Below are 14,833 nucleotides of genomic sequence, written 5' to 3' on the forward strand. Positions count from 1 at the left end.
TCACTCGCCGTGACCTGGGGTTTTTTCATGCCCCGACGAGACGGGGGCGGAACGCGATGATCTTCGCACCCTCATGTGAGGCCGTCGTGAGGCCATCCTGCTCGTTGGCCTGCTCGACCGCCCTCTGTGCGGGCAGTCGAGCCGCCCCGCGCGGGACCATGGCGGCTGTCGCCTCGGCAGCCTCGGCGGCGGCCTTGGGCATGACCGACTGATAGATGTCCCGGGTGATCCGGCTGTCGCTGTGTCCGAGGGTCTCGGACACGATCTTGACGTCGACGCCGGCGGCGAGCATGAGCGAGGCGGCGACGTGCCGCAGATCGTGCAGCCGGATCGGCGGCAGTCCGGAGAGGTCGACGAGCCGCTCGAACTGGTCGGTCAGCCAACCGGGGTGAATCCGCTCGCCGTCCTCCTGGGTGAACATCCGGCCCGACTCGATCCACGCGGGCCCCCACTGGCAGCGCTCGGCGGCCTGCTTGGTCCGGTGCGCGTCGAGCACTTCGGCGGTGTACTCGTCGATCGAGAACACGCGCTCGCCGCTGTCGGTCTTGGGCAGGCTCTCTATGACCTCCCATCCGTCCTGTACGAGCTGTGTAGCAATGGTCATAGTGCGGCTTGCTGCCGAGTAGTCGGCCCACCGGACGCCGCACGCCTCGCCGCGCCGCAGACCCCGGAACGTGATCAGGTGGAACAGCGGCAGCAGTCGGTGCTTCGACTCGGCGAGGAAGTCGAGGAACTGTCCGGCCTGCTCCGGTGTCCAGACCATGACCGCCGAGGGGCGCTCGCCCGTCCGCACCCATGCGTCGACCCGCTCGGGCGTCCACACCATGGCCTTGGGCCGCTTGGCCGGGGTGAGTTCGACGTACGAAGCGGGGTTGAAGGTGATCGCCCCGCGTGCGATGGCGGTGTTCAGCGCGGCCCGCAGCGTGTCGCGGACGTGCTTCTGAGTCGACGGCCCGGTGATCCGGCGGAACGGCGGCATCGCCGCAATGGCTTCCTTGAGGAACTTCCGGCGGCCGCGGTTTTCGACTCCCTTCCAAGGGATCGTTTTCAGCTCGTCGAGCGCCGCGCGGCGCTGCATGTTCGCGTCGTGGATGTCGGCGTTCGCCTCGGCGATCCCGGCGAACATCTCGTCGAGGTGCTGCACCGTGAGGCGGTCGAGGCGGATGTGCCCGATCCTCGGTTTCAGGTGGCACCTGATGTCGACCTCGTACCGGGTCTCACCGCTCTTGCGGAGCGCCTTCTTACCGGCGAGCCACGCGTCGAGCCACTCGGCGACCGTCATGTGCTGAGTCAGAGACTGCCCGGTCGCGAAACGACGCTTCGTCTCGTCGTAGTCCGGGATGTCCTCGCCACTCGCCGACACCGTTTCGAGCAAGTCGGCGATGCGGCGGCGTCCCTCGGGGTCGGACTTCTTGTCGGCGATGTCCAACAGCGCCGCAAGCGCGTTGATGTCCGTCTGCGCGTCGCCCTTGGTCTTGTATCCGCTGCGACGGAAGCGGCGTCGGGTGCCGTCCTCGCGGGGCGGCAGTTCCTGAACCAGGCTCCAAACGCCGTGCGTTCGCTGCGACAGCTTCTTGCACGCTGCGCCGAGCTGCTTGTCGGTCTTCGGATCACGGCATCCGCAGCGCTTGGTGATCGTTCCGTTCATCTCGTCCTATTCCTCTGCTGTGACTGAGTCGGGGCTGTCGAGCATGTCGAGCCCCCTCATGTCCTCGATCAGGTGACGTCGTAGAGCGGGGACCTTGAGCCCCGCGCGCACCATGTCGGCGATGTGGCGTGCGAGTTCTTCGAGGCGGTGCAGGTAGTCGGTCTCTGCGTCGGCATCACCTCCCTTCGCTTGGTTGGTCTCGGTGCGCAGATATGCCCTGTGGACGGCTGCGCGCCGCCGCTCGAACTCGGGGTACAGCGACGCCGGATAGGCCGCTGTGGCCCACGCTGCGGCCCACGTCTGCCCGGTTCCGGCGACCTGCCGGGAGTCGGCGACGTACCGGCCATCGATCGGGCCGTCGAGCGTCGGTGTCGCCTCGCCGGTCATCCACTGCCACACCGTGTACGGGTCGCGCGGGTCGGCGGCCGGGACGGTCGGCACCGTCTCCTCGCTCCCGAGGGGGAGCAGCAGGAGCAGTGGGGGAGTGGCGAGGGCGAGGCCGAGCACGAGCAGATCGTCGACGGTCACCGGACGGCGTTTCCTGCCCCCGCCGCCGGTCCGGCCGGTCTCGATACTGACGATCACGGCGTACGTGAGGTCGGGGCGCCCGAGGCGGGCGCACTCGGCGGCGAGGTCATCGCGGTTCATGCCGAGGCGCTCGCGATGTCGGCGGATCTGTGCGGCGATAACGTCGCCCGCTGTCTGGTGACTGTGCATATTGCAAAGCTAGCTTTGTTGGTTGCAAATCGCCAGTCTTGATCGTACGTTGCTGATCTAGGCACTGATTCGGCACCAATGGGCCGACGTGCACACCGATGTCACAGGGGGCCGCTGATGAGCACCACAGAACAGGGGATGACACACGACGAGCTGATGATGCTTCCCGTCGCCATCCCGTTGGAGACGGCCAACAGGGCGTTGCACCTCGGCCGCACGACCGGCTACCACCTTGCCCGGACGGGTCGGTACCCCGTGCGAGTCCTGCGCCACGGGCGGGCGTACAAGGTGTCGCGCTACGACCTGCACCGGCACCTCGGCGTCGAGGTGCCCGTCGAGCCGCCGACCGGCCCCGAGGACTAGATGCGGCTACGGCGAGGCCCCGCCCGGAGCGTTCCGGGCGGGGCCTGCTGCTGTTCAGAGTCCCCGGCGTCTGATGTGCTCGGCCGGGGCCGGGGCAGGGGTGCAATGCGGGGCGCAGTCTGGGCAGGCCGACACCGTCAAGGGGCCGCCGCTCGGGCGCCCGACGGACCACACGGGCGTGGGGGCGTCTGTCTCTCGGTGGCAGCGGCAGCAGACCGCGCTCACGACGTGACCTCGGCGGGGATCAGCGCACCCGGGTAGCTGTACGTGTAGTCCATCCCGGCCTGTGCGAACGCAGCCGCGCGGCGTCGTTCGCGCCGCCATTCTTCCTCGGTGCTCGGCGGGGGGAATCCGGCGACGTACGGCCGGACGGCGGGCAGCTCGTCCTCGAACGGCAGGCTGCGCTCTGTGACGTGCTGCGGCTGCGGGGTTTCCCATGGCGCGAGCCAGATGGAAGGGGAGAGGTCGGCGTGCACCCGGGGCGGAGGGACGTAGGCGGCGGAGTGCCGGCCGGGGTTCTTCGCGGTGGGGTCGAGCAGTAGCAGTAAGGCGCTGCCTCCCAGCAGCAAAAGCAGGAAGGGCAGTAGGGCGATAAAGTCGCGCATGTCGTCAGCTCCTCGATAGCTGTTGACGAGCCCCGGTGGCCGGTGACGCGGCTGCTGGGGCTTCTTCGTGGCATCGACGGTAGCCAACTTGTCTACCCTCGTCTACCTACGTCTGCCAACGTATGGGGACGTGGCTCAACATGGCCTGTTGTCTACTCTTCATGGCATGAGCGAGCGCGAGATCGATCACGAGTCCGAGACCCCGGTCTACGTGCAGATTGCTGCCTACGTGATCGCGGACATCGAGAGAGGCGAGATCCCGGTCGGGCGGCGCATCCCGTCCGAATCGGCTCTCGTGCAGCGTTACGGAGTCGCGCGAGAGACAGCGCGAGCGGCTGTTCGCCACCTGCGGGATAAGGGGTACGTCCGCACTGTGCCGCAGCGAGGGAGCTTCGTCATCGATCGCTCGGAGACTGGTGCAGAGAGTTGACCGCCGCCCGTCACCACCGCCCCTCGCGGGCAGGTGGTGACGGGGGCGACGCTTACTCGGGGAGGGCCCAGCTCGGCCCATCGGGGGAACCGAGCCACACCCGTTGATCGCCGGGGGTCACGGTGACACCGAAACCCGTAGGCGGCGGGGAGTCGGCGGCGTGCCACAGGCTGACGGCCTCTTCGAGGTCATCCCACAGGGCGCACGGCCCCCCTGCCGCACGGTCCATACGCCGTCCCCTTGGTCTGTGAGAACGGCGAAGGACTCGTTCTCGGCGTCCAGAATGTACGTGCGGTCGGTGCCGCTGTCGTCCCGCATGGTGAAGTGCCGCGCGTTCGGCATGATGATCTGCGCCAGGAATCCACTGTCCGGCATGGACAGCAGCTCGCGCCCGAGCTGGGTCTCGCGGGTCTTCCCTTCGTCCGGTGCGGGGATCATGCCCATGCTCGTCGGGGCCGCCTGCTGCCGCGCGATCATGAAGTGCGGGTCAGCAGCGATGAAGGGGCCTTCCGCCCGACCTTCCCCGTCCACCGTGAGTCGGACGAGCCCGAGTGAGCGCATCCATCCCCGAAGCGTGGTCACGATCAGGCCGCCGGGCTGGGTCTGGTCGACCCATGCCGACGGCACGCTGCGGACGCCGTAGGTCGCGATCGTCCGGTCGTAGGGAGCGGGGCCGGCGTAACCGCGTTGGCCGTCGCCGGTCAAGAGCCGCGGGTAGTAGCCACAGTTCGCGAGCGCGATCCGGGCCCGGTCGGCGACGTCCGGATCTGTCTCGACCGACGTCACGTTCTTGTCGCCGAGGCGGTGGCACAGGAGGGCGGTCGAATACCCGGTGCCGGTGCCCAGTTCGAGCACGGTCATGTCGTCGTGAACGTCGAGGTCTTCCAACATGCTGACGACGAGCGAGGGCAGCGTCGAGGATGACGTCGGGCTCGCGTTGCTGACGGGCTTGGGGGCGCTCCAGTCGAGTGGGCGCCCGTCGAACTGCGTGACGAGCGTCTGGTCGCTGTAGGCGATCGTCAGCCACTCGCCGACCCCTACCAGTTCGGCACTGATCGGCGTCCAAGCCGTCGCCCCCGGGTCGAGGTTCTCCGCGTAGAACGCGCGGAGAAACTCGTGTCGGGGTACGTCCTCGACGGCCGCCCGCCACTGGGGGGAGCGCAGCGAGTCGCTGGCGGCGAGTTGACGGGCGAGCTGCTGCCGCAGATGCGCGGCGCGGGTGTTGAGGTCATCGGGTGGCATCTGTTCCTCGTTCCAGAAGATCAGCCAGGGCCGCAGTCATAGGTAGGCCCGTGTGCGGTTCCATCCACGCCCATTGGCCCGACGGGTTGCACTCGATGAATGTCCACTCGTCACGAGTCAGGGCGAAGTCGAAAGCGCCGAAGACGAGCCCGAAGTGCCGAAGGTACGCGAAGATCGCGCGCTCGACGTCGGGCGGTGTCGGGATGACGCTGTACGTATGGGTGGTGTAGTCCGTACGCCAGTCGAGCAGGTCGCAGTCGATGCGGACGGCGAAGATGCGTTCCCCGACGACCGTCACTCGAACGTCGGCGTCCTTCTCGACGCGTGCTTGGAACAGGTGCATGGTGCCTGCGACGGCGTCGTCTATCTCGTCGGCGGCGACCTCGGCGACCGTGACGGTCTGAGAGACGCCGTCGCGTAGGTAGAGGGGGACGGACAGCGGCTTGTAGATCACCGGTCCGTGTTCCTTGGCGAACGTCCGTGCGTCTTCGGCCCGGCTCGTGATGAGCGTGGGCGGGAGGTTGAACCCACTCGCCGCAGCCGCGGCGAGGCCGGCCGGTTTGTACTCGGCATCGCCGATGCGGTTCGGGTGGTTGACGTACAGGCAGTCGGGGAGGGACACGAGCACACCGCCGAGCCCGTAACGGGCCTGTGCCACGGCGAACCGTGCGTCTTGCTCGTCGAGGTGGGGGAACACGAACCCGGACGGTCGCCGGTAGTACAGGGACCGCACGGCGCCGAGCTCGGCGACGCGAGAGGGCGTCGCCACGCTTCCATGCCACCGCGCCAGTTCCCCGCCGATGCGAGCGGAACACGACAGCGTGGCGGGGAAGTCACCGGAGTCGAACCGCACGACCGGGACACCCCGGTCGTGCAGCTCGGCGATCACGAGATCTGCGGTCGGGTCCTCAAGGTTGGTGACGACGACGACCGGTCGATGCTCTTGTGTCACTGGTCGGTGTCGTTCCCGGTGTCCGTGTCACCGCTGCCCGCGTTGCCGTCGGGCGAGGTACCGGTCGACGGGTTGGTGCCGCTGCTGGTGCCGTGCCCGGGGGACATGACCAGGACGCCGGCGGCGCTGAGGTAGCGGCCGGTCTGCGTGACCGGGTCGAGGTCGACACGGGCGTGCTCGCGCACGTCGGTGGCCGGGTATGCCGCCATTCGGCGCAGGCCCCACGGGGCCGGGGTGGGGTGCCCCTGCGGCAACGGCGTGCCGGTCGGGAATCGGTCGGCGTAGTTGAACATCGCGGTCCTTCCGTTCAAGGGGTGGATGGTGTCTTGCGATGGAGCCCCGCCCCCACCGATCGAGTGAATGAGCGTCCGGCAGAGGCGGGAGTCTGGTGTCTCAGCAGCCGTTACGGCCGTCGGCGGGCGAACGTCGTTCCCCACATGACTTGGCCGCGGGCGAAGCTCGCGCGCAGATGTGTCTCGGTCGCCGCCGAGTCGGCGGTGAGCGAAAGGGGAGCGGTCACCAGGCACACGCGGCACAGTCCGCCATGCCCGACCAGTGCCAACCATTCCGGCGACGGAGAGGGCAGCGTCATGACGTACCGGTCGTGTCCGTAGTCCAGGGTGGCGCGCCCTCGGCGGATTACAAGCCGCGCGCCGATGACGGGTGGCGCTTCGTCTCCCGAACCGAGGTGCAACGCCACGGCGAGGCGCCGCATACCGTCCTCGACGGTCTCGGCCGCTTCGTTCGCTCGCCGGGGGCCGGGGTGCGTGATGAGCAGTTGGGCCAGGTCGAAGCTGTCGATGCTGCGAATGCCGGTCTCCGCTGCAACGGTCGCGATGAAGCCGGGGCCCGGAGGGACGTCGAGGCCGACGCGCTCGGTCTGTTCCATGCCTCACGTCCCTTTGGATTGGGGCGGTGGTTCTGGACAGGTGGTGCACCGCCCCCGCGCCCGGGGGGAGCCGTTGAGTGGCGCGGGAGCGGGGGACTAGAGGGGGCTCCGCCACCGTCGGGGTATGCGATGGCGTCCCGCCCCCGCCGGGGCATAGGCGCGCCGGCCGGCAGGGGCGGGGAGTTGAGATGGTCTGCTGGCTCGCAGGGGGTACGCGCGTACGGAGTACACGGCGTCGTAGTCAGTGACGTCGAGCGTGTAGACGTCGCCAGAGGCGAGGACGTGCAGCGCGTGCTCGTACCGCTCGTCGTCGTCCGCCCACGCGAGCAGCTCGCCGTCGGGCCTCGGGCCGACCGAGTCGGCGGGGACAAGCAAGACCGACCACAGATGTGGGACGGACGGGTCCGGGGCGAGCAGCCGCGCGAGGCGATGCGCCTCGGCGCGCATCCATCGAGCGGCGAGACGGGGCGAGGCAGCTCGGTGATACGCGATGGTGATTTCATGGCTGCCGGACAGACCTCGGGCATTGACTTCACAGCCGTAGGCGGCGGCGCTCCTCAACACGCGTGGGCGGCTCGGCGGGCGGTGCATTGTGACGGGCGCGGTCATTGCCCGAGCCCTCGCGCCTTCTCTCGGTGCCCGAGGATCTGGTCGAGTTGCAAGTGACACAGCTCGACTTCTGCCGGGCTGAGGATGAGCAGCGACTCGGAGGTTCCCCCGTCTGCGTGGTGGACCGTTACCGGTAACGCTGCCTGCTGCGCTCGGTGGTCGTAAACGACGTCGCGACGTTGCGGGGTGACGTGGGTGATCGGAACGGCGACGGGGCGCAGGGTGGTGCCGTCGGCGCTCGCCCTCCAGTCACCCCCGCCGCCGGGCAGGCGCAGGTGGTACGACCTTGCGCTGTCGCTCGGTAACGCGACCACGACTCCGATCTGCCCAGCCTTTGCGAGGTCGAGCGCGAGGTCACCGAGTCGAGGATGAAACGGGGCGCCGGCGCTCAACTCAACGCCACGGGCAGGGAGTTGCTTCGAGGACTGTTCGGCCATGCCCCGAAGCTAGGAGGGAGCTACGGGACGAATATGAACCGGAGGAATATCGCCCTCATCCGTCGAGGTGAAAGCGGTCTGACATGCGACGGAGCTTCTCACGGGTAGAAGCCCGTTCGGCGTAGACGATGCTGCGCAAGGTTGACCGGGCGATGGGATGGTTGCGGATGAGTTGCGGGGCGATGCGCTCGGCGGTTTCCAGTTCCTGCAATGCCTTGTCGCGGTTGCCGTCCCACAGCCATGCACGCGCAAGGTCCATGTGGTGGTGACCCTGGCGGGAGTTGGGGAGCGCGGCGACCAAGTCCCTAGAGGTACGTCGGTTTATAGTCAGGGCCTTGCGCTGTTCGCCCATTTCGAGGGCGACGCTGATCGCGTGAATCTGCACGTTGCCGGGTGAGAACGTGAGCGAGTGCCGGTCGTAGACGGGCGGTCCGACGTACGCGCTCAAGCGTTCGGCGGCCGTTCTCGCGTGACCGACTCGTTCCTCGGCCTCTGCCTTGCGATTACCCCGAGCTGCGGAGACTGCGGCCCGCAGTTGCAGCGAGCCCCAGGCACGCATCGCGAGCGGCTCCCCCTGATCGAATCCCTGTTGAACGCTGGCAATTGCCCGATCCGAGAGGGCGATGGCGTCCGCCCAATCTGCGGTTGCCCACATATCCCAGACACGCATCCAGTCCGCGACCGCCGGCATGACGGAGTCACCAGAGAGCCGGGCCGACCATGTCGCCCGCTCGCAAGACATGGCGACCAACTCGGGGTGTCCGAGGGCGTGCGCGGCGGTGTGCGCAAACTTGCAGCACACGGCGTAGATCGCGAACGCTTCCTCGCGCTCATGGCCGGTCGAGATCTCGGCGAGGGCGCGCGCCTCCCGGAACATGTCCGGCAGAACCTGCATGATCGCTACGTTCGCCGCAGCGTCGCGCAGCCGGTGCAGACGCGTTGTTTCTTGCCAGAGCTGACGCGACGGCCGAGGGGTTCCGTCAAATACCGGGGCGAGGTCGTAGCGGCGCAGCTCGCGCAGGATGGATGAAGCGGCCACCTGCCATTGGTTCTCGTCCGGCGAGCTGTTGTACGGGCGGCCGATCAGGTCGTTGGGATGTACGTGCAGCTCTGCGGCAACCTGATTAAGCAGGCCGACGCGATCGAGCTCGATATGGCCGCGCTCCATCTTGGACACCCATCCCTGAGTCTTCCCCAGAGCGGCAGCGAGATCGGCCTGCGGCATCCCCAGACGGAGCCGGGCGCGTCGGACGCGGCGACCGATCTCCTCGGCTTCCTCCAACATCAACGCGCCCCCCATGCAGTGAGGCGCCGGCGGCGTCCTTGCGTTCGGCGAGGCATCCGTGCTCCATCCGTCGGGCTCATACCCACGAAGGTACCGAGCGGCCACGCTGAGTGTGGAGTGCTACAGGTCAGGAAGTGCCCGGAAACGACAACGGCGCCCCCTGCATCCGACCTCGGCCGGGTGCAGGGGGCGCGGTGCGTTCAGCGGGTGGCGGTCTGCCAGAGGGTGAGAGCGAGGCCGATTACGGCGACCAGAGCGAGGACGCTCGGGAGGGGCCAACGGTTCTTTTCGAGAGCGTCGAGCCTGCTCTCGTGATCGGCGAGGCGGGCGTCGGTCTGGTCGGATCGCTGCACGAGCAGGGCGAGCGAGCCGTCGAGGCGGGCGAACCCTGCCTCGACGACGCCGCGCAGCCTTTCGAGTTCGAGGGCGACGTCGCCCGGAGTTGGATCGGTCACCGGCGCCCGTCCTGGTCGTGGTCGAGGGCGAGCAGCTCGTCGTCGCGGTTGGGGGCAGTGCGCAGCCACGACGGAAGCAGGAACTGCACGCCGGGGAGCGCCATCACCCGAGCCGTGCCGCCGGCGACGGCGAGCGCCGCGGCGACCCACGGCAGGGTGGCCGGGATGCCGGAAGCGTCGACGATCGCGGGGAGCAGGACGGCCAGGGCGAGAGCGGTCTGCACGATAGTGCGCAGCGTCCGGCGGGAAGCGTCGGTCATACGGGATTCCTCTCTTGAAAAACGGGACGCCCCGCCCATGAGCGGGCGGGGCGAGGGGTGAGTGATCAGACCTTGGGGACCTTGAGGGCGTCCCAGCTCTTGCGACCGGGCCACCCGTCGGCGTCCGTGCCCCGGTAACCGAGGCGCTGCTGCCACCGGGCGTAGCTGAGCCGATCGGCCTCGGTCCACTGCGGGCCGGGGCCCTCGCGGTACACGGCGACGCCCTCGGCGACAAGTCGGCGGCCCATGGCCGTCACGATCGACGAGCGCGGGTTGCGCCTGAACCAGTCGACGCCCGGGAACGGCTCGTACTTCGGGGCGGGCGAACCAGTGCCGCCCCCACCACCCGGGCGCGGGGCGCCTCGCTGGACCCATGAGTACAGGGGGCCGCCGGGGCAGGCGGTCGGGTGCCCGTCGCGGTGGCCCTTGATCTCGTCGCCAGCGTCGCCGTCGCGGCGCAGCCACTCGACGGCGTCGCGCAGCCCGGCGAGCTGCGCGTCGGTCGGCTCGGTCAGTCCCGAGCTGCCGAGCAGCGCACACACGGCGTAGTGGCCGGCGTTCAGTGCAGCCGTGCCGTTGGCGGCGGTCTTGCGGTGCACGCCGCGGCCCTCGAACACGTAGCCGTGCGGGCAGACGAGCGCGCTGTACGCGATGTCGCTGTAGTCCTCTTCGTCGTTGGCGAGGTGGCTCGCCTGTATCGCGCGGACGCGCGGGGCGCACTCGTCGTGCGCGTCGGGGCGGCCGAGCGAGACGGGCACGTGCGTGCCCTCATAGTGGATCTTCACGCCGTTGGTGCCGCTGATGTGGGTGAGCTTGTAGCGGGACGGGCGGGCACCCCACTGGGCGCGGGTGACGAACTTCAAAGGGCCCTCCGGGCATAGAAAAAGCCCCGGCCGTCGGGCGCGGGGCGTCGGGAAGTGGGGGCGGACGATCAGGCGAGCGCCGCCCAGAAACGGTTAGATCCGTTCTCCATCGAGGCGAGGGTGAGCGAGGCGGGGGCGGTCGCGCCACCGGTCGCGTACGAGCCGAACCGGCGGACGGCGGTCAGGCCGAAGACGTTCGGCGGCGAGCCGAAACTCGACTCGGCGACGAGCATCATCGGGCCGTCGCCGGTCGAGGTGTTGTACTGGAATCGCCACGCCACGTAGTAGAGACCGGCGGCGGCGGAGTAGGCGGCGGTCAGGGGAACCGAGACGGTCGCCCCGCCGCTGTTGTGGACTTCGGCGGGCTCGGCCCCGGCGGTCGACAGGTCGGCGGTCTGCGCGACCCGTGTCCCCGAAGCGTTGTAGAGCGCGGCCCACGAGCCGGTGGTGAGACCGCCGGCGTACCCGCCGAAGTGCCACGCGATCTTGGTCACCGATGCGGCCGACCGTAGATAGACGGCGGTGACCCGGATCGGGCCCGACCCGGGGTAGAGCGGGGCGGAGTGTCCGAGGGCGGGATCGAACGCCCACGTCAGCAGACCGAGGTCGCTCGGTCGGAACTCACCGCCGCTTGCGTCCACGTAGGACTTCCGCACGAGGTGGCTGTCGGCGGTCGGCGCGGCCGAGGTCGACGGCACGCTGCTGAACGTCTTGGCCCCCGCCACGGTCTGTGTGCCGGTCAGCAGGACAGCGGTTCCGGCCGCCTCGGCGCCGACGTCGACGGCGGCCAGGGCGACGGCGCCGGTCTTGCCCGCGACCGAGGTCACGGGGACGCCCGACGGCTGCACGTACCGAGCGTCGGCCGCGGCCAGGTCGAGCGCGCCGACGTCCGAGGCGGCAAGCACGACCACACCGGTCTTGCCGTTGACCGAGTCGACCGCGCCGCCGCCCGAGATCGGCGGGAGCTGAGCGGCGGGCACCTTCCCGTCGGGGCCGAGGGTGGCGACGCCCCCCGCCGCCCCGGCGGCGCTCGTGGCGATGGCCCCGACGTCGGCGGCGCTCAGCACGACCGCAGCCGCGCTCTTGCCGTTGACCGACTGGACGACGCCCGGCGCCCCTGTGGCACCGGTCGCCCCGGGGTCGCCCTTGTCTCCCTTCGGCCCCCTGAGATTCCCGATCGGGCTTCCCCACCCCGAGGCGCTCCGCTGCCACATGTCGCCCGAGTCCGTCCTGATCAGCAGATCACCGGGCTTGGTGCTCGTCGAGGGCGTCGTCGTGTTGTTGACGTAGATCGCCGCGCCCCGGACGTCGCCGCCGAGCTGCGCCCACGCGCCGGCCGTCTTCTGCCATGTCGAGACGGTCGTCGAGGTGACCCCGAGGAACACGGTCGTCTCGTAGCGCACGTACAGGTCGCCGTCGACGCCGAGGGCGACGCCGGGCGCGGCGGTGCCGCTGTAGATCAGCGAGCCGGGGGCACCGGTCGGCCCGCGCTCGCCCTGCGGCCCCGGTACGCCGACGTAGTTCGGTTTCGCGGGGTCGGTCGGGGCGATGTCGGCGAGGTCGACCTCGGGCTGCGCCCGGGGCAACAGCACGCTGTACGTACGGCCCACGGGGATTCCCGCGAGCTGCTCGGTCACGATGTACGCCCACCCGGACGGGTCCATGTCGGGGGAGTCGGTGGCGGGCAGGGTCACCTCGAACGCGCCTTGTGCGTCGAGCTGCACGGTCACCGGGCCGCCGAGGATGACGTCGGCCTGCGGGAAAGTCAGTTGGGCCGGGGCACGGAAGACGATCGCCCCGGACAGCGGGACGCCGTTCGGGGCGAGGAAGCGACCGCGTACGGTCACGGTGGGGATGATGTCAGGAAGCATCGGCCGGGGTGTCCTCCTTCGGCGGGGACTGCGGGAAAGGCGGGGGCTGCACCGGGAGGTCGACGCCATGCTCGGGCTCGACGGTGTCGCCGGCGGCCGTGGCAGTGAACGCCCGTGCGACGGCGACGGCTTGCACCGGCGGCTCGGGGATCTCGTCGCGCGAGTAGGTGCGGCGGGTGAACCCGCCGAGACAGGACACGCGCACGCCGTCGACGCCTGCCCTTTGGCGGCCCTGAATCCGGATGAACACGAGCTGCTCGAAATCGGCGCGGTCGAGCGGGAACGTGTACCAAGCGGTCTTGGTCGTCAAGCCGCTTGAGCCGGCGGGCGCGGCGATGGAATCGGTCTTGATGTCTGTCCAGTTCGCCTCACTGGCGAGCCGGTACTGCACCTTGATCTCACACGTCGCACCGGGCGCGGCCGAGAATTCGAGGAGCAGCGAGGCGACGGGGTTGTGAGCCTGGATCGACGCGAACCAGCAGTTCACGAACGAGCTCGTCGTGATGACTTCGTTCGCGGGCGGGAGCGGCTGAAACGGCATGGGCAGCGCCGGTGAGCCGATGCCTCGGCCCGACGTGGTGTCGTCGCTGAGCACCTGATGTCCGGTGCGGTCCCAGATGCTGACTGCCTGCGTTCCGGCGCCGCCGAGGCTGGCGTCGGGGAACGCGCGGACGCTGAACGCCGTGGTGCCGTCCTCGCGCTGCATGATGACGCCCTGCTGCTTGCTCCCGTCGGGGTGGTTCCACCAGTCGGAGAAAGCGCCGACACCGAACAAGCCGGTGCCGTCCGGGGCGAGGACTTCCAGCGAGCCGCCTTCGGCGATGACGACTCTTCCGTTCGAGATTTCGTCCATGCGGGGGCGCATCTGCGCCCGGCCGCGTAGCTGCCGTACCTCGCGCTCAAGCGCGCTGATCCGGTCGAGCAGATCCTGCGGGACGAAAGGCACTAAGGGACCTCCAAGAACAACTTGGCCGTCTCGGGACGGCCTCGCTCGGGCGGGGTGACGGCGACGCCCACGACGCGGTACCGGGCGTCGAGGGCGTCGGGGTGCCACAGGTCGCGGATGCGGAGCCGGATCGTCGAGCCGAGCAGGGCGGGCGTGATCGCTCCGCCGAGCAGCACCTCGACCTCGGGGATCTGCACGGGCGTGCGGGCCGCCGTCCAGTCAGCGCGGGCGTGGGCGTCGAGCGTGGTCTGCCGCTCGACGGTGGTGTGATCGCTCGACCCGTCGAGGCGCGGCCAACCGGCGGTGAGGTCGTCGTCGTCGACCAGGACAGGTGACATGAGCGGGAACGAGTCCGCAGCCTGATTCCTGTTGATGGTCGCGCCCCGCGACTGCCACACGTTCGCTTTCGTGGTGGCGTCGACGGGCCACGTGTAGGTGAGCACCGGACCGGGGTGGTCGAGGACGATGTCGGACGCCCCCGCGCGAATGACAGGGTGCCCGAGTTGCAGCCGTTTGACCCGTCGGCCGTCGCTGTCGCGGTAGCTCGCGATCCGCCACTCGAACCCGTTCTCGGTGGCGGCCAGGTCGTCGAGCAGACCGCCGACGCTCGGCAGGTCGTAACGCAGATACGTGCGGTCGCGGGTGACCCCGGACGTGTGCGTGTCGTACGTGATCCTGATGTCGCCGCCCTTGGCGTTCTGGGCGTAGTCGACGAGATCCCGCACGATGTCGAACTGGTCGACACCCTCGGCGACGTGCGTCGCGTACAGGTACCGGCGGTAGAGGTAGCTTTCCCACCCCCCGACTTGGATCTGCGCGCCGAGCCGGCCGCGGCTGTCGCTGGCGAGGGCGAGCGTCCACAGGATGCCGCCCCACCACAGATCGCGACCGCGCTCGACCCACACGCCGGTACGCCCCGGGACCAGGGCGCGACGGGCCCGTTCGGCGATGGCGCGGTTCGGGATCGGGACCGTGCCGGTCATGCGGCCGGTCTTGCCGATGTAGTCGTCAAGGGACATGCCCTGTACGGGCAGGGAGTCGAGTACCTGATCGTCGCGCAGATCGCACAGGAGCAGGCGGTAGTTCGTCGCCGTCACGCCGGTCCGATCCACTGCAAGGCGAGCTTGCTGTAGCTGCCGGGCACGTTGGTAACGACCTTGGGGGAAACGGGGCGGCCCGGCCCGTGACATGAGAAGGGCCGTGCGGGTTGGGTGAGTTGTGATGCTTACCTGGGCCCGCACGGCCTGCTCCCATCCTGCCC

General features: G+C 69.3%; 18 protein-coding genes. 2 read left to right on the forward strand and 16 right to left on the reverse strand.

The window, feature by feature from the left end; all coding sequences use genetic code 11:
* Positions 1 to 25: 25 nt before the first annotated feature.
* The gene (locus tag AC07DW_RS29040) at positions 26 to 1,648 is read right to left on the reverse strand and encodes a tyrosine-type recombinase/integrase (protein ID WP_478860647.1); all 1,623 of its coding nucleotides are present in this window, start codon (positions 1,646 to 1,648) and stop codon (positions 26 to 28) included.
* A 6-nt stretch (positions 1,649 to 1,654) separates the two neighbouring features.
* Entirely contained in the window at positions 1,655 to 2,296 is a 642-nt protein-coding gene (locus tag AC07DW_RS29045) for a hypothetical protein (protein WP_478860648.1), read from the reverse strand.
* 186 nt (positions 2,297 to 2,482) lie between these two features.
* Between AC07DW_RS29045 and AC07DW_RS29050 the strand changes: the two genes are divergently transcribed.
* Positions 2,483 to 2,728 carry an integrase gene (locus AC07DW_RS29050; RefSeq protein ID WP_478860649.1) on the forward strand — a complete coding sequence of 82 codons (246 nt, stop codon included), beginning with the start codon at positions 2,483 to 2,485 and terminating at the stop codon, positions 2,726 to 2,728.
* Positions 2,729 to 2,949: 221 nt separating this feature from the next.
* Here the strand turns inward: AC07DW_RS29050 and AC07DW_RS29055 are convergent, their stop codons facing one another.
* The gene (locus AC07DW_RS29055) at positions 2,950 to 3,333 is read right to left on the reverse strand and encodes a hypothetical protein (protein WP_478860650.1); all 384 of its coding nucleotides are present in this window, start codon (positions 3,331 to 3,333) and stop codon (positions 2,950 to 2,952) included.
* Between the two features lie 166 nt (positions 3,334 to 3,499).
* On the opposite strand from AC07DW_RS29055, the gene AC07DW_RS29060 reads away from it, so the two are divergent.
* Positions 3,500 to 3,763, forward strand: coding sequence for a GntR family transcriptional regulator (locus AC07DW_RS29060; RefSeq protein ID WP_478860651.1), 264 nt, complete (start codon positions 3,500 to 3,502; stop codon positions 3,761 to 3,763).
* Between the two features lie 117 nt (positions 3,764 to 3,880).
* Here the strand turns inward: AC07DW_RS29060 and AC07DW_RS29065 are convergent, their stop codons facing one another.
* The 13 genes from AC07DW_RS29065 to AC07DW_RS29125 all read right to left on the reverse strand — a co-directional run bounded on the left by AC07DW_RS29065 (position 3,881) and on the right by AC07DW_RS29125 (position 14,669).
* Complete coding sequence (locus AC07DW_RS29065) at positions 3,881 to 5,005, reverse strand: rRNA adenine N-6-methyltransferase family protein (RefSeq protein ID WP_478860652.1); 1,125 nt, start codon at positions 5,003 to 5,005, stop codon at positions 3,881 to 3,883.
* Positions 4,992 to 5,957 (reverse strand): ATP-grasp ribosomal peptide maturase, encoded by a 966-nt coding sequence (tgmB, locus tag AC07DW_RS29070; protein ID WP_478860653.1) that lies wholly within the window; start codon positions 5,955 to 5,957, stop codon positions 4,992 to 4,994. Before tgmB ends, AC07DW_RS29065 begins: the two co-directional genes overlap by 14 nt.
* Positions 5,954 to 6,250 carry a putative ATP-grasp-modified RiPP gene (tgmA, locus tag AC07DW_RS29075; protein ID WP_478860664.1) on the reverse strand — a complete coding sequence of 99 codons (297 nt, stop codon included), beginning with the start codon at positions 6,248 to 6,250 and terminating at the stop codon, positions 5,954 to 5,956. Before tgmA ends, tgmB begins: the two co-directional genes overlap by 4 nt.
* Positions 6,251 to 6,360: 110 nt before the next feature.
* Positions 6,361 to 6,846: a hypothetical protein gene (locus AC07DW_RS29080; RefSeq protein ID WP_478860654.1), complete on the reverse strand. Its 486-nt coding sequence runs from the start codon at positions 6,844 to 6,846 to the stop codon at positions 6,361 to 6,363.
* Positions 6,847 to 6,942: 96 nt separating this feature from the next.
* Positions 6,943 to 7,293 carry a hypothetical protein gene (locus tag AC07DW_RS29085; RefSeq protein WP_478860655.1) on the reverse strand — a complete coding sequence of 117 codons (351 nt, stop codon included), beginning with the start codon at positions 7,291 to 7,293 and terminating at the stop codon, positions 6,943 to 6,945.
* Between the two features lie 158 nt (positions 7,294 to 7,451).
* The gene (locus tag AC07DW_RS29090; RefSeq protein ID WP_478860656.1) at positions 7,452 to 7,892 is read right to left on the reverse strand and encodes a hypothetical protein; all 441 of its coding nucleotides are present in this window, start codon (positions 7,890 to 7,892) and stop codon (positions 7,452 to 7,454) included.
* Positions 7,893 to 7,947: 55 nt separating this feature from the next.
* On the reverse strand, positions 7,948 to 9,177 hold the full coding sequence (locus AC07DW_RS29095) for a helix-turn-helix domain-containing protein (protein ID WP_478860657.1): 1,230 nt from the start codon (positions 9,175 to 9,177) through the stop codon (positions 7,948 to 7,950).
* A 200-nt stretch (positions 9,178 to 9,377) separates the two neighbouring features.
* Positions 9,378 to 9,632, reverse strand: coding sequence for a hypothetical protein (locus AC07DW_RS29100; RefSeq protein ID WP_478860658.1), 255 nt, complete (start codon positions 9,630 to 9,632; stop codon positions 9,378 to 9,380).
* Positions 9,629 to 9,892 (reverse strand): hypothetical protein, encoded by a 264-nt coding sequence (locus AC07DW_RS29105; protein WP_478860659.1) that lies wholly within the window; start codon positions 9,890 to 9,892, stop codon positions 9,629 to 9,631. Before AC07DW_RS29105 ends, AC07DW_RS29100 begins: the two co-directional genes overlap by 4 nt.
* Before the next feature lie 65 nt (positions 9,893 to 9,957).
* On the reverse strand, positions 9,958 to 10,755 hold the full coding sequence (locus AC07DW_RS29110) for a peptidoglycan-binding protein (RefSeq protein WP_478860660.1): 798 nt from the start codon (positions 10,753 to 10,755) through the stop codon (positions 9,958 to 9,960).
* A 68-nt stretch (positions 10,756 to 10,823) separates the two neighbouring features.
* Positions 10,824 to 12,602, reverse strand: a complete 1,779-nt coding sequence (locus AC07DW_RS29115) for a hypothetical protein (protein WP_478860661.1) — start codon at positions 12,600 to 12,602, stop codon at positions 10,824 to 10,826.
* A gap of 13 nt (positions 12,603 to 12,615) precedes the next feature.
* The gene (locus AC07DW_RS29120) at positions 12,616 to 13,572 is read right to left on the reverse strand and encodes a hypothetical protein (protein WP_478860662.1); all 957 of its coding nucleotides are present in this window, start codon (positions 13,570 to 13,572) and stop codon (positions 12,616 to 12,618) included.
* Positions 13,572 to 14,669: a hypothetical protein gene (locus AC07DW_RS29125; protein WP_478860663.1), complete on the reverse strand. Its 1,098-nt coding sequence runs from the start codon at positions 14,667 to 14,669 to the stop codon at positions 13,572 to 13,574. Before AC07DW_RS29125 ends, AC07DW_RS29120 begins: the two co-directional genes overlap by 1 nt.
* Between the last annotated feature and the right edge of the window lie 164 nt (positions 14,670 to 14,833).

It is taken from the genome of Streptomyces sp. NPDC045701, from assembly GCF_056432045.1.

Bases quoted from the DNA above. Each gene is read 5' to 3' on its own strand.
- AC07DW_RS29040 (WP_478860647.1), bottom strand. From the start codon at position 1,648: ATGAACGGAACGATCACCAAGCGCTGCGGATGCCGTGATCCGAAGACC.
- AC07DW_RS29045 (WP_478860648.1), bottom strand. From the start codon at position 2,296: ATGAACCGCGATGACCTCGCCGCCGAGTGCGCCCGCCTCGGGCGCCCC.
- AC07DW_RS29050 (WP_478860649.1), top strand. From the start codon at position 2,483: ATGAGCACCACAGAACAGGGGATGACACACGACGAGCTGATGATGCTT.
- AC07DW_RS29055 (WP_478860650.1), bottom strand. From the start codon at position 3,333: ATGCGCGACTTTATCGCCCTACTGCCCTTCCTGCTTTTGCTGCTGGGA.
- AC07DW_RS29060 (WP_478860651.1), top strand. From the start codon at position 3,500: ATGAGCGAGCGCGAGATCGATCACGAGTCCGAGACCCCGGTCTACGTG.
- AC07DW_RS29065 (WP_478860652.1), bottom strand. From the start codon at position 5,005: ATGCCACCCGATGACCTCAACACCCGCGCCGCGCATCTGCGGCAGCAG.
- tgmA (WP_478860664.1), bottom strand. From the start codon at position 6,250: ATGTTCAACTACGCCGACCGATTCCCGACCGGCACGCCGTTGCCGCAG.
- AC07DW_RS29080 (WP_478860654.1), bottom strand. From the start codon at position 6,846: ATGGAACAGACCGAGCGCGTCGGCCTCGACGTCCCTCCGGGCCCCGGC.
- AC07DW_RS29085 (WP_478860655.1), bottom strand. From the start codon at position 7,293: ATGCGCGCCGAGGCGCATCGCCTCGCGCGGCTGCTCGCCCCGGACCCG.
- AC07DW_RS29090 (WP_478860656.1), bottom strand. From the start codon at position 7,892: ATGGCCGAACAGTCCTCGAAGCAACTCCCTGCCCGTGGCGTTGAGTTG.
- AC07DW_RS29095 (WP_478860657.1), bottom strand. From the start codon at position 9,177: ATGTTGGAGGAAGCCGAGGAGATCGGTCGCCGCGTCCGACGCGCCCGG.
- AC07DW_RS29105 (WP_478860659.1), bottom strand. From the start codon at position 9,892: ATGACCGACGCTTCCCGCCGGACGCTGCGCACTATCGTGCAGACCGCT.